Here is a 17408-nt window from a genome sequence, read left to right as displayed (position 1 = left end):
GTTAAATATACATTGAGCAGGTGATGATATGGAAAATAGGTTTTTACCAATAAGTAAACAAGATATGATAGATAGAGGATGGGAAGAGCTAGACTTTGTGTTGGTTACAGGTGATGCATATGTAGACCATCATAGTTTTGGTACAGCAATAATATCTAGAGTTTTAGAAAATGCTGGATATAAGGTAGGTATAATAGCACAACCAAATTGGAAGACGACAGATGATTTTATGAAATTAGGAAAGCCTAGACTTGGATTTTTGGTTAATGCAGGGAATATGGATTCAATGGTGAATCACTATTCAGTGAGTAAGAAGCATAGAGATAAGGATATGTATTCTCCTGGTGGAAAAATGGGTTATAGACCAGATAGAGCCACAATAGTCTATTGTAATAAAATAAGAGAAGCATATAGCGATGTTGCAATAGTAATAGGAGGAATTGAAGCTAGTTTAAGAAGATTTGCCCATTATGATTATTGGAGTGATAAGGTTAGAAAGTCAATGTTGATAGATAGTGGAGCAGATTTATTAGTTTATGGAATGAGTGAAAAGCAGATTGTGGATGTAGCTAATGCACTTAATGATGGATATGACCCCAAATATATTAGACATATTGATGGGACATGTTATGTTGCAGATACACTAGAAGAAATATACGATAACTATATATTGATTCCATCATATAAAGAAATATGTGAAGATAAAATGAAATATGTAGAGGCTTTTAGAATTCAATATGATGAACAAGACCCATTTAGAGGAAATATAATTGTTCAACCTCATGGAAGTAAGTATTTAGTTCAAAATAAGCCAGAGAAACCTCTAAATAGAGAAGAATTGGATGAAGTTTATGGATTACCATATCAAAAAACATATCATCCTGTATATGAGAAATCTGGTGGTATACCAGCTATAGAAGAAGTGAAATTTAGCATAGTAAGTTCAAGAGGGTGTTTTGGTAGTTGTTCATTTTGTGCAATAACCTTTCATCAGGGAAGAGCTGTTCAAAGTAGAAGTGAGAAATCAATTATTGATGAAGCAGTAGGAATAACAAAATTAAATGATTTTAAAGGATATATACATGATGTTGGAGGTCCAACAGCTAATTTTAGAAGACCAGCATGTAACAAACAAATTACTAAAGGTGCATGTAAAAATAGACAATGTTTATCACCATCACCATGTAAAAACTTAGATGCAGACCATAGCGAGTATCTACATTTACTTAGAGCTGTAAGAAAATTACCTAACATAAAAAAGGTTTTTGTACGCTCTGGTATTAGGTATGATTATGTAATGGCAGATAAAAATAATAAGTTTCTTAGAGAGCTAATAGAACATCATGTAAGTGGTCAATTGAAGGTGGCTCCAGAACATATATCAGAAGAAGTTTTAGAATATATGCAAAAGCCAGCAGGAAAAACTTATGATAAGTTTAGACAGAAATTTTTTGCTATAAATGAAGAATTAGGTAAAAAACAATATTTGATACCATATTTAATGTCTAGTCATCCAGGGTCTACACTAAATAGTGCCATAGAGTTAGCTGAATATTTGAGGGATACTCATTATCAACCAGAGCAAGTTCAAGATTTTTATCCAACTCCTGGGACACTATCAACTACAATGTTTTATACAGGAATAGACCCACTTACAATGAAGCCAGTTTATGTCCCAAAATCAAAACGAGACAAAGCAATGCAAAGAGCTTTATTACAGTATAGAGCACCTAGAAACTATGACTTGGTATATTCTGCACTAGTTGAAGCTGGAAGAGAGGATTTGATAGGTTTTGGACATAGATGTCTAATAAAACCAAAGGATGAGAAACCTTATTTTAATAGAAATAATTCTAATAAAAATAAGTCTAAGTCTTCTACTGAAAATAAAAAATATAATGCAAATAATAGAAACAATAAAAAACAACAAAAAAGTCCAAGTAAGAGAAAGAAAAAATATTAAAATAGAGTGTAGGTAAATAGTAAATAAAATTATTTAAATAAGAAGGATTATTCGATAAATTAACAGAAATTAATATAAATAAATATAATTATTTTATAAAAAGTTAGTTTCGGGAGGAAGAGATGAAAAAGTATATTTATATAATGTTATCAGCAGCATTAAGTGTAATTTTTTTAGTGGGGTGTTCACAAGGACAAAATGAAAAGCCAAAAGAAGAACCAGCAGTTGTTAAAGAAGTAAAGGTAGCTGTTCCAGATGGATTGCCAGCGGTAGCAGTAGCGAAATTAGCAAATGAAAATCCAGCAATTAAAGATGGATATGAAACAATTTATAGCATTGAGAAAACACCAGAGGCAATTTCTACTAGAGTAATGAAAAAAGATGTAGATATAGCTATAGTTCCATCAAATATGGCTGCAATAGCATATAATAAAACTTCAAGTTATAATATAGTTGGTACTGTAGGTATGGGGTCTCTTTATTTAGTATCAACAGATGATATAAAGGATTATTCTGATTTAATTGGGAAAGAAGTTGGATGTACAGGGAAAGGTCTTACTCCAGATATAACAATAAGAAGTCTTTTATCACAAAAGGATATAAATCCAGCAGATATAAATTTTAATTATGTAAACTCTGCAAGTGAATTAGTACCATTATTGGCTACAGGAAAAATTACAACAGGGATTGTTCCAGAACCTGCACTTAGTGCTTTAATGTCCAAAAATCCAAATATAAAAATTATAAAAAGTTTAAATGATTCATGGAAAGAAGTAAGTGGTTCAAAGGATGGATATCCTCAATCTACATTAATTATCAAATCTGATTTTTTAAGAGATAATAAAGAATTTGTAGATTCTTTCTTAGGACAATTATCAAATAGTGTAGATTGGGCAAATAAAAATCCTGAGGAATTAGGTAAATATTCTGAGGAGATAGAAATATCTACTGAACCTAAAATAATAGGCAAAGCTCTTGAAAGAGCTAATTTAAAGTATATTCCAGTTAAAGATATGATTAATGATTACAAAAACTACTATGAAAAATTAGCTAATTTTGATGATAAGACAGTAGGAGGCAAAGTGCCAGATGAAGCAATATACTTTGTTGAAAAATAAGAAAATTAAAGAACAATTTATAGACAAATTAGAGGTAACACTTTCTTGTGTTATCCTCTTATTTTTGTGGCAAATTATTGCTTTAAAAATTAACAATGATATATTCTTGCCAACTATAAATCAAGTCTATAGTAGTATCAAAGAAATAGCATTGAATTCTAATTTCTATATAGACATACTTTACTCAATAGGTAGATGTTTTTTTAGTTTTTTATTTGCTTTGATTTTTGCTATCATATTGTCTATAGTAGCATATTTAAGCAGGATTTTTAGAAATTTATTAAAGCCAATTAATGCTCTAGCACGTTCAATACCAACGATGATATTAGTAATACTTGCACTAATTTGGTTTAAAAAAGATACTACACCTTTTATAGTTGGGTTTACTATAGTTTTTCCAATCTTATACGAGAGTGTTTTAGGAGCAATATTGAATATTGATAAAAATTTATTAGAAATGGCAAGCGTGTATAAGATAAGGTTTATAGATAAGGTGTTGAAAATCTATTTACCAGCTATAAAATTTCAAATTATATCTATATTAGTATCGACATTTTCATTAAGCTTAAAAGTCGCTATAGCAGGAGAGGTATATAGTCAACCTACATATGGTATTGGGACTATGATACAAACTGAAAAAATTAATTTTAATACATCTGGGATATTTGCATGGATAATTATAATAGTTTTAATATCAGTCATTTTACAAGTAGCTCAAAAATTTTTGTCAAGGAGAGCTTTTTTATGGAAAAGATAAGGTTAAGTATTGAGAATATAAATAAAAAATATGATAATCATATTATATTTAAAAATTTTAATATTGATTTTTATATAGATAATGTTAACTGTATACTTGGGAAATCTGGATGTGGAAAAACTACTCTCTTAAATATAATAAGTGGTATTATAGAAAATGATACTTGTAATTTAAATATTAAAGAAAGTTCAAATAAAATTGGGAGTAAGCTAGATGTAAGTTACATATTTCAAGAAGATAGGCTAATAGATTGGCTAACTGTAGAAGAAAATATAAAGATAGTTGTAAATAAATACTACAGTAAAACTCAATTAGATAAAATTTGTGATGAATATTTAGATTTGGTTGGAATTATTAAATATAAAAATTTTTATCCTCAGATGCTTAGTGGAGGGCTTAGGCAAAGAGTCAATATTGCTAGAGCATTTATCTATCCATCAAAGACTATTATAATGGATGAACCTTTTAAATCTATTGATGCAAAGAATAAACAAATAATAATGGATAATTTTAAAGACATACTTAAAAAAGAAAAAAGAACTGTTTTATTTGTAACTCATGATATTGAAGAAGCATTATTTTTAGCAGATAATATCTTTATTTTAGGAGATTCTCCTATGAGAATAAAAAAAGAACTAAAAAATTCTAGTGAATTGGAAAAAAATGAAGTTTTGAAGTTAATATAGAGTTATAATAATATTGTTGTTTTAAAATATAATTATTTTAACTATAATACTCTATTAAAATAGTACAGAATATTCGAAAACATGGATAATGTTCGTATTTTATAAAAAGGAAGTGAATGTATGATTAAAGTAAAAACTAATGCTATGAGAATTTTAGATTCAAACAAAATTGATTATAAGGTACTATCTTATGAAGTCAAAAGTGAACATGTAGATGGTGTAGAGGTAGCACATGATATAGGAAGAGATGTAAATGAAGTATATAAGACTCTAGTAACTCAAGGAGTTAGTAAGAGTATTTATGTATATGTAATACCAGTACATGAAAATTTAGACTTAAAAAAAGCTGCAAAAGTAGCTAAAGAAAAAAGTGTGGATATGATTCATGTAAAAGATATAAATAAGCTTACAGGATATATTAGAGGTGGTTGTTCTCCTGTAGGGATGAAGAAGCTTTATAAGACTTTTGTAAATGAAAGTGCAAAACAATTAGATACAATTATAGTAAGTGCTGGAAAAATAGGATACCAAATAGAATTATCACCACTTGATTTACAGAAACTTATAAAAGTAGAGTTTACAGATGTAATAAAAAAATAGATATTTCAGATAAAAAATTGATGACAAAAAATTATATGATTAATAAAATAAATAATGACTTAAAAATAAACATTTAACTACTATTATGTAATTGATATAAAAATATTGAGAAATTTTAAAAATGATGGTAAAGTGTAAATATGATTACGAATATTTTTTATAAAGTAATGGAGGGATGTTCGCTTGAGGAAGATAAAATCTGAACAAATTGTTGAACAAGTAAAAAAACTTTGCATAGAAGCTAGTTTATACTTAGGAGATGATGTCTTAAGCTGTATAAAAGAGAAAGCTAAAACTGAAAAAAGTGAAGTTGGAAAAAATATATTAAATATATTAGTTGAAAATGCTGAAATAGCAAAGGGAAAAAATATACCAATATGCCAAGATACTGGTATGGCTGTATTTTTTGTTGAAATAGGACAAGAGGTTTTAGTTGAAGGAGATACAATTACTGATGCTATAAATGAGGGAGTAAGACAAGGGTACGAGGAAGGATATTTGAGAAAATCTGTTGTAAGTCCAATTAGTAGAATAAATACAAAGGATAATACTCCTGCCATTATTCATTATGAAATGGTAAAAGGCGATGAAATTAAAATAGAGTTTGCTGCTAAGGGATTTGGAAGCGAAAATATGAGTAAAATGAAGATGTTAAAGCCATCAGATGGATTAGAAGGAATTAAAAAATTTATTATTGATACAGTTTCAGAAGCTGGACCTAATCCATGCCCTCCTATGGTAATTGGAGTTGGTATAGGTGGAACTGTAGATAAATGTGCTCAAATAGCTAAAAAAGCACTTTTTAGAGAACTAGGCGAATTTAATGAAGATGAAAATATTGCAAAATTAGAAAGTGAATTATTAGCCTCTATTAATAAATTGGGGATAGGACCTCAGGGGTTAGGAGGAACTACAACAGCTTTAGGTTTAAATATAGAGACTTTTCCTACACATATAGCAGGTCTTCCTGTTGTTGTAAATATAAACTGCCATGCATCAAGACATAAAAAGGTAGTAATTTAGGAGGAAAAATAAAATGATAAAGATAACTACACCTGTAAGTGAGATTGATATAGCTAAGTTAAATTGTGGAGATACAATTAGTCTAAGTGGTATACTTTATACAGCAAGAGATGCAGCTCATAAAAGATTGATAGATTGTATAAATAAAGGTGAAGAGTTACCATTCGATGTAAATGGTCAAGGTATATACTATGTAGGTCCTACTCCAACAAAACCAGAAGAAGTTATAGGAGCAGCAGGTCCAACGACGAGTTATAGAATGGATGATTTGACGATACCTCTTTTAGAGAGAGGTCTTAGATTGATGATAGGTAAAGGAAAAAGAAGTGAAGAAGTTATACAAGGTATGGAGAAGTATGGAGCAGTTTACCTTGCAGCAATAGGAGGAGCTGGTGCATACATTTCAAATTCTATAAAATCATGTGAAATTATTGCATATGAAGACTTAGGACCTGAAGCTATAAGAAAGATTGTAGTAGAAGACCTTAAACTTACAGTAGCTATAGATAGTTATGGAAATAATATCTATGAACAAGGAAGAGCAATTTATGAATGTAAATAAATTTTGAAAATTTATATAAATACTAAATATACAAAACAATTTAATTGTAAACATTTTAAGGAGGAAGATTGATGTCTAAGGATTATGCAAAATTGGCATTAGAAATGCATGAAATTAATAAAGGGAAAATAAATGTAGAAAGTAAGGTAGAAGTTAAAACTAAGGATGATTTATCAACAGCATATACGCCAGGTGTTGCAGAGCCTTGTCTAAAAATACATGAAAATCAAGAGGATGTTTATAGATATACTTCTAAAGGTAATTTAGTAGCAGTAGTTAGTGATGGAAGTGCTGTACTTGGATTAGGCAATATTGGTGCTGAAGCAGCTATACCTGTTATGGAAGGTAAATCTATATTATTTAAGCAATTTGGAGATGTAGATGCCTTTCCAATATGTTTAAAGACTAATGATGTAGATGAAATAGTTAAGTCTGTGGAATTAATGGAACCAGTATTTGGTGGAATAAATTTAGAGGATATATCTTCTCCAAGATGTTTTGAAATAGAGGATAGATTAAAAAAATCTTTGAGTATACCTGTTTTTCATGATGACCAACACGGTACCGCAATAGTAGTGGCAGCAGCAATAATAAATGCAATAAAGTTAATTGAAAACAAAAAAATAGAAGATTTAGAAATAGTTATAAATGGAGCAGGTGCTGCAGGTATAGCAATAGCAAAAATATTACTTAAAATGAATGTTAAAAATATAGTATTATGTAACAGAAGTGGTGCACTGGAAGCAAACATGGAAAGATTAAATTTGGTTCAAAAAGAAATGTTAGATGTAACTAATATAAGAAATGAAAAAGGTTCTTTGAAAGATGTTATAAAAGGTAAAGATGTATTCATAGGTGTTTCAGGTCCAAAAACTGTAACAAAAGAAATGGTTGAAAGTATGTCTGAAAAACCAATAATATTAGCAATGGCAAATCCTACTCCAGAAATAATGCCAGAGGAAGCAAAACTAGGTGGAGCGTTTATAATGGGAACTGGTCGTTCAGATTTCCCTAATCAAGTTAATAATGTTTTAGCATTTCCAGGAATATTTAGAGGGGCACTTGATGTGAAAGCTAAAGAAATAAATGAAGAAATGAAAATAGCGGCTGCATATGCAATTGCTAATACAATAACTGATGAAGAAATATGTCCAGAGTATATATTACCAGATGTATTTAACAAAAATGTAGTAAAAAATGTTGCTGAAGCAGTTAAAGAAGCAGCAATAAAGACTAAAGTAAATAGAATATAATTTTTATTTAAGAATCCAAAACTTAAGTGAGTAAATAAAATATAGACTAATAGAATTTATATATTAATATATAATTTTATTAGTCTTTTTATTGTTAATATGACATAATCATGTCATATTAATATTGCTATAATTTAAATATGGTCAAGAGCCAAAGAAAAATATACAAGGAGTGATTATATATGGAAGAAACTAGATTTTGTCAATGTTGTGGCATGCCAATGGGATGTACTAATGAATTGTATGGAACAAATAAAGATGGAAGTAAAAGTGATGATTACTGTAGTTATTGTTTTAAAGATGGTGAATTTACTGCTGATATAAGTATGGAAGAGATGATAGAAATCTGTATACCTCCTATGGTTCAAAGTAATAAAGGTATGACTGAAGATGAAGCAAGAAGTATGATGAATAATTTCTTTCCAAAATTAAAACGCTGGAAATAAGCTTATACAAAATCAATAACTCATATAAACTTCATGAAAACTTAATACTATAAACACATTAACTCTATATACTAATATTATTATATTTTATTAAATAATGTATTGGAGGAGTTAAAATGAAAAATTTTATTGAGAAGTTGAAAAAAGCTTTTAGAGTTAAACAATTAAAAAAAATATCAAAGGTTTCAATTACAATGTATTGTTTGTCTGTCATGTTGGTTATTTATGGTATATATGTATTTATAAATTGTACTGAATACATATATACTATGCTATCTACAAAACAGTTGGCATTCACAGGAAATGAATATACTATTATGAATTATTATATGAGTAACTTTAGTCAGTATATAATATTTGCTATTTTACTTGCATCAATGGGATTTGTGATACAAAAGCTAGGGAATATGAATTTCGATAAGATGGGAATTAGTGGCAACTATTCAACAAATATTAGAAATATAAGTGATATTTTTATAGATAATAGTAAAGATAGTGAAATGTTTGATAAAGTCAGTATTGAAAATAGTATTTTAAAAAATAAATAATACAAATATATAAAATGTGATTAAAAAAAGCTTAGAATACTTAGTGTATTTTAAGCTTTTTTAATTATTAGGATTTCAAAGTATTAGATTAATGATATAAAATTATATAAAAATAATTTTAAAATATTTAAATCATTGATTTCAAGGTATTGTATTTTTAAAAGAGTAAAAATATAATAAGTTAAGTATATAATAAATGAAAAATAAAAATAAATAAAATGGAAGTGATTGAGATGAGTAGTATATTGTTGGTTGAAGATGATTTAAGCTTGATATATGGATTAGAATTTTCTATACAAAAGAGTGGCTTTAGTGTTGATATAGCAAGAACAGTAAAAGAAGCATTGCGAATGTACAAAGAAAAAAATTATGATTTACTGATTTTGGATGTATCCTTACCTGATGGTAATGGTTTTGATATTTGTAAAAAGGTAAGAGAAGTTTCTAATGTGCCAATTATATTTTTAACTGCTTCTGATGAAGAAGTAAATGTAGTGATGGGGCTTGATATGGGTGGAGATGATTACATAACAAAACCTTTTAAATTAAATGAGTTAATTTCAAGAATAAAAGCTTTACTTAGGCGTTATAATTTTACAAATGAAAATGTAACTGAACTAAAGTCAAATAGTATTACTGTTAAATTACTTGAAAATCGTGTTTTTAAAAATGAAATTGAGCTGGAGCTTACTACAGCAGAATATAAATTATTGTGCCTATTTATGAAAAATAAAAATATCATACTTACAAGAAAAAATATATTGGACAAGTTATGGGATGGAAATGGTAGTTTTGTAGATGATAACACTCTGTCAGTATATGTAAGAAGGCTTAGAAATAAGATTGAAGATAATCCTGAAAATCCAAAATTTCTATTAACAGTTAGAAGAATGGGTTACAAATGGAATGTTATAAAGTGAGGGTGTTAAATATGAAGATATTTTCTAATAAAGACATAAAAATATTTTTTTTGGTGATTATATCCGTTTTATTAATGTTTATAGTAGTAGGTCAAATAGTAGTTGTAAATATAACCAATGATTATAAAAGAGCATTGGTAGAACATGATTATAATATAGCTGGATACTTACATAGTATGGGTGTTGATAAATCAAAAATACCAGTAGTATTCACTACTAATGAAGATAAGTATATTTTAAAAGGAAAAGAAATCTTAAATACAGCTGGATATGACTTTAATACAAATGATAGTTTTATGCCAAGTGTGAAATTGTTTCAAAGTAAATATATGAAAACTATGTCTCTGTATTTATTTGTGTTTTTTACTTTGATTATTTTTATACTGTATGTGCATTTTTTTAGGCAACAAAATAAGATAGAAGAAGCTAGTTATAAAATTGATTCATTTATGAATGGAAATATAAATGTACGGTTAAATACTTATGAAGAAGGTAGCTTATCAAAGTTATTCAGTTCAATAGATGCTATGTCAACATCTCTAAACACACATATATTGAAAGAAAAACAGAATAAAGAATTTCTTAAAAATACAATTTCAGATATATCGCATCAGCTAAAAACTCCACTTACAGCATTGATGATGTATAATCAGATATTGCAAGAAGAGAGTCATAATAGTGATGTTGTTGAAAATTTTGTGCAGAAGAGTCAAAATGAATTAGAGCGTATAGAATCATTGATACAAAATTTATTAAAGATTACAAAGATAGATTCAAAGACAATAATTCTTAACAAAGATAGTGTTAACATAAAAAAGTTAATTACTAAAATTTTATATAGTTTTGAAACTAGAGCAGAAAAAGAAGGAAAGAGTATCTCTATAAAAGGCCTAGAAAATACGACTTTGTTTTGTGATTATGAATGGATGTCAGAAGCTTTAAGCAACCTTATAAAAAATGCATTAGATAATACAAAAGAGAACGATAAAATAATGATAAAGTGGATTGAAACACCTATAACAACTATTATTTCAGTAAGTGATACTGGAAATGGAATTCATATTGAAGATATACATCATATATTTAAAAGATTTTATAGAAGTAAGTTTTCAAAAAGGAATCAAGGTCTTGGATTAGGTTTGCCACTAGTTAAATCTATCATAGAACAACATAATGGAACTATCACTGTAGAAAGTAATTTTTCACAAGGAAGTACATTTACTCTAAGTTTTTTTAAGCTTACTAATATGTAAGATAGGATACATCTTACAGTAAGGTGTATGAGTTATTATGATATTAATCAATTAGAAAGGTGAGAGAGATAATGGATATTCTTGTGGTTAATAATTTATGTAAAACATATGGAAGTGGATACACAAAAGTAGAGGCATTAAAAGATGTATCATTTACAGTTTCTAAGGGAGAATTTGTGACTGTAGTTGGAGAATCTGGCTCAGGGAAGAGTACATTATTAAATCTATTAGGAGGTCTTGATACTCCAACATCAGGGAAAATATTTATTGAGGGAAAAGAAATATGTTCAATGAAAGAGGAGAAACAGACTATTTTTAGACGTCGTAATATAGGATTTATCTTTCAGTCATATAATCTTATACCAGAATTAACTGTGGAACAAAATATAATATTTCCATTGTTATTGGATTATAAAAAGCCAGATACTATTTACTTAGATGAAGTATTGACTATCTTAGGTCTTAAAGATAGGAAAAATCATCTTCCAAATCAATTATCTGGTGGTCAGCAACAAAGGGTTGCAATTGGAAGAGCATTGATTACAAAGCCATCAATTATATTGGCAGATGAGCCAACGGGAAATCTTGACAGTAAAAATAGTAGTGATGTAATTTCACTTTTAAAAGTGACAGCAGAAAAATATAATCAAACTATTATTATGATAACTCATAATACAAATATAGCTTCTACAGCAGATAGGATTCTACAGGTTTCTGATGGAGTACTTAAAGACCTGGGGGTGAATAGAGAATGAGAAGCTACTTAGAACTAGTACCACAATATGCAAAGGTACACAAGAAAAAAAATAGAACTACAATTTTATGTATTGTCATTGCAGTATGTTTGGTTACTGCTATTTTTGGACTAGCAGATATGGCTATACAATGTCAAAAAGTACAATTCATTAAAGATAATGGAAATTGGCACATAGTAATTAAAAATATTAATGAAGAAGCTATATCAGAAATAAGTAGTAGAGTAGATATAGCTCACCATGGGAGAGGGCAAGTAGCTAAAAATGGAGAATTTAAATCAAAGGAGGTTTTGATACAAGGTTTAGATGAAGATTTAGCAAAACAACTAGGTCTAGAAATAATAAAAGGGCGTTATCCTGTTGGAGACAATGAAACTTTAATAGATATAGATGCAGTTAAGGAATTTAATTTAAAAGTAGGAGACTTTATAAAAGTAAGGTTGGCAGATGGGAGAGATAAAAATTATAAGATAGTAGGTGTATATTCATCAATATCAGTATTAAAAGCCTCAGATAAACATGGATTGATGCTTTCAATACTAGGCATACAAGCTATTGAAAAATCAGAAACATATGATAATTATTATATTACATTTAAAGACAGAGTTAATATTAGAAAAGCAACCTCTGATATTAAAAACATCTTAAACTTAAGTGATAAACAAGTTGGTAAAAATGAAAAATTACTTTCTATTATAGGTCAAGGTGACTCTGATTACTCTAAACCACTTTACTTGACAGCAGGAGTACTTTTTGTACTTGTGTTAATATCAAGTATTATCATGATATATAATAGTTTTAATATGGGTGTAATAGAGAGAATAAAATTTTTTGGACTATTACGTTGCTTGGGAGCGTCAAAACTTCAAGTCAAAAAATTTGTTATTTTAGAAAGTTTAATTCTAAGTGTAAAGGCTATTCCAATAGGATTGTTATTAGGAAGTATTGTAACCATTATATCCTCTATATTTCTCAAATATGTGAATACAGAATTATTTGGCTCTATGCCTATTTTAAAAGTTAGCTTTATTGGGATTGTGTTTGGAATAATAGTAGGATTTTTAACAGTAATACTATCAGCTGTTGTTCCAGCAAAAAAAGCTTCTCGAGTATCGCCACTAAGTGCTATACGTGGAAATCTAATGTTTAAAGAAATTTTAACCAATGGAAAAGCAAGTAAAATTGCTAATGCAGAAAGTTCTAAAATTGATACTTCTATGGGAATAAATCATGCTTTTTCAAGAAAAAAATCTTTTATACTTATGACTTCTTCATTTGCTATCAGTGTTGTATTATTTTTAGGTTTTAGTGTATTTATAGACTTTATGTATCAAGCACTTAAACCTATAAAACCAGAAGCTGCTCATATATCTATTGTTGACCCTGACTTTAAATCTGTTCTTACTAAAGAAGATATTAATGAAATAAGCAGTATCAAAGGAATAAAAAAAGTATACAGTAGAATGATGACAGATGTAGAGGCTACATATAATAATAAAATGGCAAAGTCTCAGCTAATTTCTTATGAAAAAAATCAATTCGACTGGGCTAAAAAGTATCTAGTAAAAGGGAAAATTAATGAAGATAAATTAGAGTCAGAAAATCTTGGATTGGTAGAGGAAGGTCATGGGTTTAATATTGGAGACAAAATATATATTAAAAATGGAAATTCTAAGAAAGAGATAGAGGTAGCGGGTATACTTTCTTCAATTCCATTTGATGTTAAAGACAAATATATTGGAAATATTATAACATCTGAAAATACTTTTACAAATGTAACAGGTATGAAAGACTATGTAATAATTGATACTCAAGTTGATGAAGATGCTCCTGGAAATTTAATTCAAAATATAAGAAGTGTACTAGATGATAATTTAGAGGTTCGAGATAAGCGACAAGGTAACTTAGAAGCTAGAAATTCATTTTACACTATGGCAATTTTTGTATATGGGTTTGTATTTATAATTGCCATTATAAGTATGTTTAATATCATAAACAGTATGAATATAAGTGTTACAAGTAGAATAAATTACTATGGTATTATGCGTGCAATAGGCATGTCCAATAAGCAATTAAGAAAAATGGTAATAGTAGAGTCAAGTACATATGCTTTAAGTGGTTGTTTACTGGGGAGTGTACTTGGATTAATATTACATAGGTATATATTTGTATCTTTAGTAACATTAAAGTTTCATATAGAGTGGCAAATACCTTTTGATTTGCTGTTTATCATTGTGGTAACTATGATAATAATAACTTTACTTTCAGTAAGAAAACCAATTAAAAAGATTTGTGAACTAGACATAATAGATGTAGTAAATGCACAATAAATATAGGTAGTAACCTAAATAAAAAATCGAAGTAAATATGAAATAGAAAATATCTTTCATTTTTACTTCGATTTTTGTGTTATATAATTTATTTTAAATAAGTTCCATCTTCATCTTGATAAATTAAATCTTTCTTCATAAGTACTCCAAGAGCACGTTTGAAATTTTTCTTACTTGAATTAAATAAGATAGAAATATCTTTAGGGTCAGATTTATCATTAAATCTCATATATCCATCTGAACCTTCTAAATAGCTTAAAATTTTATTTTCTAAGGTATCAAGTTCATCTTTTCTGTTTCCTCTAGGAGAAAGCCCTAATTTACCATCATCATATATTTTTATAACATGTAAATTTTCAAGAACATCTCCAGCTTTTAATTCTGTAAAGTATTCATTATGAAGGATTACACCAGCATATTTATTGTCAACACATATCATAGCAGAGTTATTGGTTTGGAACCCATATACAACTCCATTTACCATATCTCCTACATTGTAAGTATGGTCTGTTTCTAAATATGAATCTATGTCTGTAGTAGCAGCGATTCTTCCGCTTTTATCCAAATATATATAAAATAAATATTTTTCATCTCTAAACAATGGATAGGTCTTAGATTTAAAAGGAACTAGTATGTCTTTTGTAAGCCCCATATCTATAAAAGTACCAATGTCAGTGTTATCAACCACTTTTAGATAAGCAACATCTCCAACTTTAGCTAAAGGAGGTATTAAAGTTGCAGCAGTTCTGTCATCAGAATCTTTAAATATGAAAGCATCTACTTCATCGCCTATATTTATTTCATTTTTTCCTATTAATCTATTGTGAAGAAGCACATCATCCTTGGTGTTATTAGTTTGTCCATCTAGGAAATATCCAAATTCTGTTTTTCTTTTTACTATAAGTTTATTAAAATCACCTATTTTTATCAAATTAAAATCATCCTCTCATTTTATATTTACAATTTAGTTATACTACTCTTATGTAGTAGTGTTTCACAGTATATATATTAGTATTAGTGAAATTTATAATAAATAATGTAATTATTCATGCATTTTCAATTATTTAGCTTCTTATATAGTATAAACTCCAATTTCTTTTTTGTCTTTAGATTTCCCTAAAATTTTTACAAAATAAGTTAAAAGTATTGAAATAAATTTTCTTTTAAAGTATAATTGGTATATACCAAAATTGGTATATACCATATTGAAAAGTGGTGATTTTATGAAAATAGTGGATAAATCTAGTAATATACCATTGCATACTCAACTAAGTGCCATAATAAGAGAGATGATAGAAACTGGTGAACTTAAAGAAGGTGATGCAATAATACCAGAAAGAGAACTTTGTAATATACAAAATGTAAGTCGCATGACAGTGAATAAAACTATTGTTGGCTTAGTTACAGAAGGTCTTCTTTATAGGGTACAAGGAAAGGGTACATTCGTCGCAAAGCAAAAAAAGAAGTATCAGTTTTCAAATGTAAAAGGTTTTACTGATGTAATGAAAGAAAAAGGAGTAAACATAAGAACTGATATATTATCCTTTGAGATGGAACTACCAGACGATTTAGTAAAAAGAAAGCTTGGAATAAGTGATAATACAACAAATATATATAAAATTATTAGACTTAGATATACAGATGGAGAGCCATTTGGATTAGAAATAGTGTATCTATCAGAAGAAATGTGTAAAGGTCTTACAAAAGGAATATTAGATAATTCTTCATTATATAGAGTTTTGAATGAGAAATATGGCTATAAGATACAAAAAGCTGAGCAAGTAATGGAGCCAATTATACTTTCAGATGAAGAAAGTAAGCTACTTGAAACAGAAGAAGGTTCTTTAGCCCTTAAACTTCATAGGAATTCTTATAATAAAGAAGGTAATCCTATAGAGTATACCATATCGGTATTTAGAACAGATAAATATCAATATGAAATAGTATTGAGTGAGTAGGTGAATAAGGTGAAATGTTTAATTAATGGGAAAATAATATTAAAGAATCAAATTTTAGAAAACAAAGTACTAGTATTTGATGAAAAAATAATTGATATATCTGATGAGATACCAAATGATTGTGAAGTTATAGATGTTGGTGGTAAATATATCTCTCCAGGTCTTATTGATATTCATATACATGGAAACATGGGAAAAGACACAATGGATTCAACTGATGAATCTATAGAGACAATTTCAAAATCAATAATGAGACATGGTGTAACATCTTTTCTTCCAACTACAATGACAATGGATAAAGAGCATGTTTATGATGCACTTGAAGTTATCAAAAAAGCTAAAAGTAGAAAACTTGGAGGAGCTCAAGTATTAGGAGCACATTTAGAAGGACCTTTTATAAATGAAAATTATAAGGGGGCACAAAATGAAAAATTTATAATAAATTCAAAATATGAATTTATCAAACAATACAAGAATGTTATCAAGGTAATAACTTATGCTCCAGAAAAGGATATAGACTTTGACTTTACTAGGGAAATCAAAAGATGTACAAATATAGTTTTATCTATAGGTCACAGTAATGCAAGTTATGAGCAAGCTAAAGAAGCTATAAACTTAGGTGTAACAAATATAACTCATATGTTTAATGCAATGACTGGATTAAACCATAGAGACCCTGGTGTTGTTGGTGCAGCACTTACAACTGATGTATATAGTGAATTAATAGCAGATACAATCCATATAAATAAAGATTTATTTCAATTTATATTGAACAACAAAGGTAGAGAAAAATTGATTTTAATAACGGATTCTATTGAAGCGGGTGGGCTTGAAGATGGAAATTATGCTCTTGGAGGTCAAAAAGTTATAGTAAAAGGCAATGAAGCAAGACTTGAAAATGGTGCATTAGCTGGTAGTGTATTATCTTTAAATAAAATGGTACTTAACTTTTTAAATAATACAAACCTTAGAGTAAATGAAGCAATTAATTTAGCATCCTTAAACCCAGCAACATCTTTAGGCATAAATGATAAAAAAGGAAGTCTAGATATAGGTAAAGATGCAGATATAGCTGTGTTTGATGAAAACTTGGACTGCAAGATGACTCTATGCTTGGGTGAAGTAGTATACAAAAATATGTAGAATGTAAAAAATAAGCTTTAAATAAAATAAAAGTTATATAAAAATAGTAATAAATTAAACTTATATCAATTAAAGTATTAGCTAAAATTTAGG

17 protein-coding genes are annotated in these 17408 nt (G+C 28.2%); 16 read left to right on the top strand and 1 reads right to left on the bottom strand.

Annotated features, from left to right (window positions below):
* The first annotated feature begins 28 nt into the window (after positions 1-28).
* The 14 genes from IC173_RS14785 to IC173_RS14720 all read left to right on the top strand — a co-directional run bounded on the left by IC173_RS14785 (position 29) and on the right by IC173_RS14720 (position 14214).
* The gene (locus IC173_RS14785) at positions 29-1963 is read left to right on the top strand and encodes a YgiQ family radical SAM protein (RefSeq protein WP_227855779.1); all 1935 of its coding nucleotides are present in this window, start codon (positions 29-31) and stop codon (positions 1961-1963) included.
* Between the two features lie 122 nt (positions 1964-2085).
* On the top strand, positions 2086-3081 hold the full coding sequence (locus tag IC173_RS14780) for an ABC transporter substrate-binding protein (protein WP_227436690.1): 996 nt from the start codon (positions 2086-2088) through the stop codon (positions 3079-3081).
* On the top strand, positions 3053-3838 hold the full coding sequence (locus IC173_RS14775) for an ABC transporter permease subunit (RefSeq protein ID WP_227851463.1): 786 nt from the start codon (positions 3053-3055) through the stop codon (positions 3836-3838). The genes IC173_RS14780 and IC173_RS14775 overlap by 29 nt, the downstream gene beginning before the upstream one ends.
* Positions 3826-4524: an ABC transporter ATP-binding protein gene (locus IC173_RS14770; RefSeq protein WP_227436685.1), complete on the top strand. Its 699-nt coding sequence runs from the start codon at positions 3826-3828 to the stop codon at positions 4522-4524. The genes IC173_RS14775 and IC173_RS14770 overlap by 13 nt, the downstream gene beginning before the upstream one ends.
* Before the next feature lie 120 nt (positions 4525-4644).
* Positions 4645-5124 carry a Cys-tRNA(Pro) deacylase gene (gene ybaK, locus IC173_RS14765; RefSeq protein WP_227436683.1) on the top strand — a complete coding sequence of 160 codons (480 nt, stop codon included), beginning with the start codon at positions 4645-4647 and terminating at the stop codon, positions 5122-5124.
* Between the two features lie 183 nt (positions 5125-5307).
* A complete protein-coding gene (locus tag IC173_RS14760; RefSeq protein WP_227855778.1) occupies positions 5308-6147 on the top strand; it encodes a fumarate hydratase in 840 nt (279 codons plus the stop codon).
* A gap of 13 nt (positions 6148-6160) precedes the next feature.
* Positions 6161-6709, top strand: a complete 549-nt coding sequence (locus IC173_RS14755) for a Fe-S-containing hydro-lyase (RefSeq protein ID WP_227855777.1) — start codon at positions 6161-6163, stop codon at positions 6707-6709.
* 71 nt (positions 6710-6780) lie between these two features.
* The gene (locus IC173_RS14750; RefSeq protein ID WP_227436677.1) at positions 6781-7962 is read left to right on the top strand and encodes an NADP-dependent malic enzyme; all 1182 of its coding nucleotides are present in this window, start codon (positions 6781-6783) and stop codon (positions 7960-7962) included.
* Positions 7963-8144: 182 nt separating this feature from the next.
* Complete coding sequence (locus IC173_RS14745; protein ID WP_227436676.1) at positions 8145-8408, top strand: zinc ribbon domain-containing protein; 264 nt, start codon at positions 8145-8147, stop codon at positions 8406-8408.
* A 116-nt stretch (positions 8409-8524) separates the two neighbouring features.
* Entirely contained in the window at positions 8525-8956 is a 432-nt protein-coding gene (locus tag IC173_RS14740; RefSeq protein ID WP_227855776.1) for a hypothetical protein, read from the top strand.
* Between the two features lie 233 nt (positions 8957-9189).
* The gene (locus IC173_RS14735) at positions 9190-9876 is read left to right on the top strand and encodes a response regulator transcription factor (RefSeq protein WP_227436672.1); all 687 of its coding nucleotides are present in this window, start codon (positions 9190-9192) and stop codon (positions 9874-9876) included.
* Between the two features lie 11 nt (positions 9877-9887).
* Complete coding sequence (locus IC173_RS14730; protein ID WP_227855775.1) at positions 9888-11129, top strand: sensor histidine kinase; 1242 nt, start codon at positions 9888-9890, stop codon at positions 11127-11129.
* 71 nt (positions 11130-11200) lie between these two features.
* Positions 11201-11884, top strand: coding sequence for an ABC transporter ATP-binding protein (locus IC173_RS14725; protein WP_227855774.1), 684 nt, complete (start codon positions 11201-11203; stop codon positions 11882-11884).
* Positions 11881-14214 carry an FtsX-like permease family protein gene (locus tag IC173_RS14720; RefSeq protein WP_227855773.1) on the top strand — a complete coding sequence of 778 codons (2334 nt, stop codon included), beginning with the start codon at positions 11881-11883 and terminating at the stop codon, positions 14212-14214. Before IC173_RS14725 ends, IC173_RS14720 begins: the two co-directional genes overlap by 4 nt.
* Before the next feature lie 88 nt (positions 14215-14302).
* On the opposite strand, the gene IC173_RS14715 is transcribed toward IC173_RS14720, so the two are convergent.
* On the bottom strand, positions 14303-15145 hold the full coding sequence (locus IC173_RS14715; RefSeq protein WP_227482934.1) for a S1 RNA-binding domain-containing protein: 843 nt from the start codon (positions 15143-15145) through the stop codon (positions 14303-14305).
* Between the two features lie 292 nt (positions 15146-15437).
* Between IC173_RS14715 and IC173_RS14710 the strand changes: the two genes are divergently transcribed.
* On the top strand, positions 15438-16172 hold the full coding sequence (locus IC173_RS14710; RefSeq protein ID WP_227851466.1) for a GntR family transcriptional regulator: 735 nt from the start codon (positions 15438-15440) through the stop codon (positions 16170-16172).
* A 9-nt stretch (positions 16173-16181) separates the two neighbouring features.
* Complete coding sequence (nagA, locus tag IC173_RS14705) at positions 16182-17315, top strand: N-acetylglucosamine-6-phosphate deacetylase (protein ID WP_227855772.1); 1134 nt, start codon at positions 16182-16184, stop codon at positions 17313-17315.
* Positions 17316-17408: the final 93 nt, after the last annotated feature.

The organism is Clostridioides sp. ES-S-0048-02, assembly GCF_020658495.1.
In the GTDB taxonomy this organism is placed as follows: Bacteria; Bacillota; Clostridia; order Peptostreptococcales; family Peptostreptococcaceae; genus Clostridioides.
Note: the sequence above shows the minus strand (reverse complement) of the source record. Positions and strands in the feature narration are given on the sequence as shown.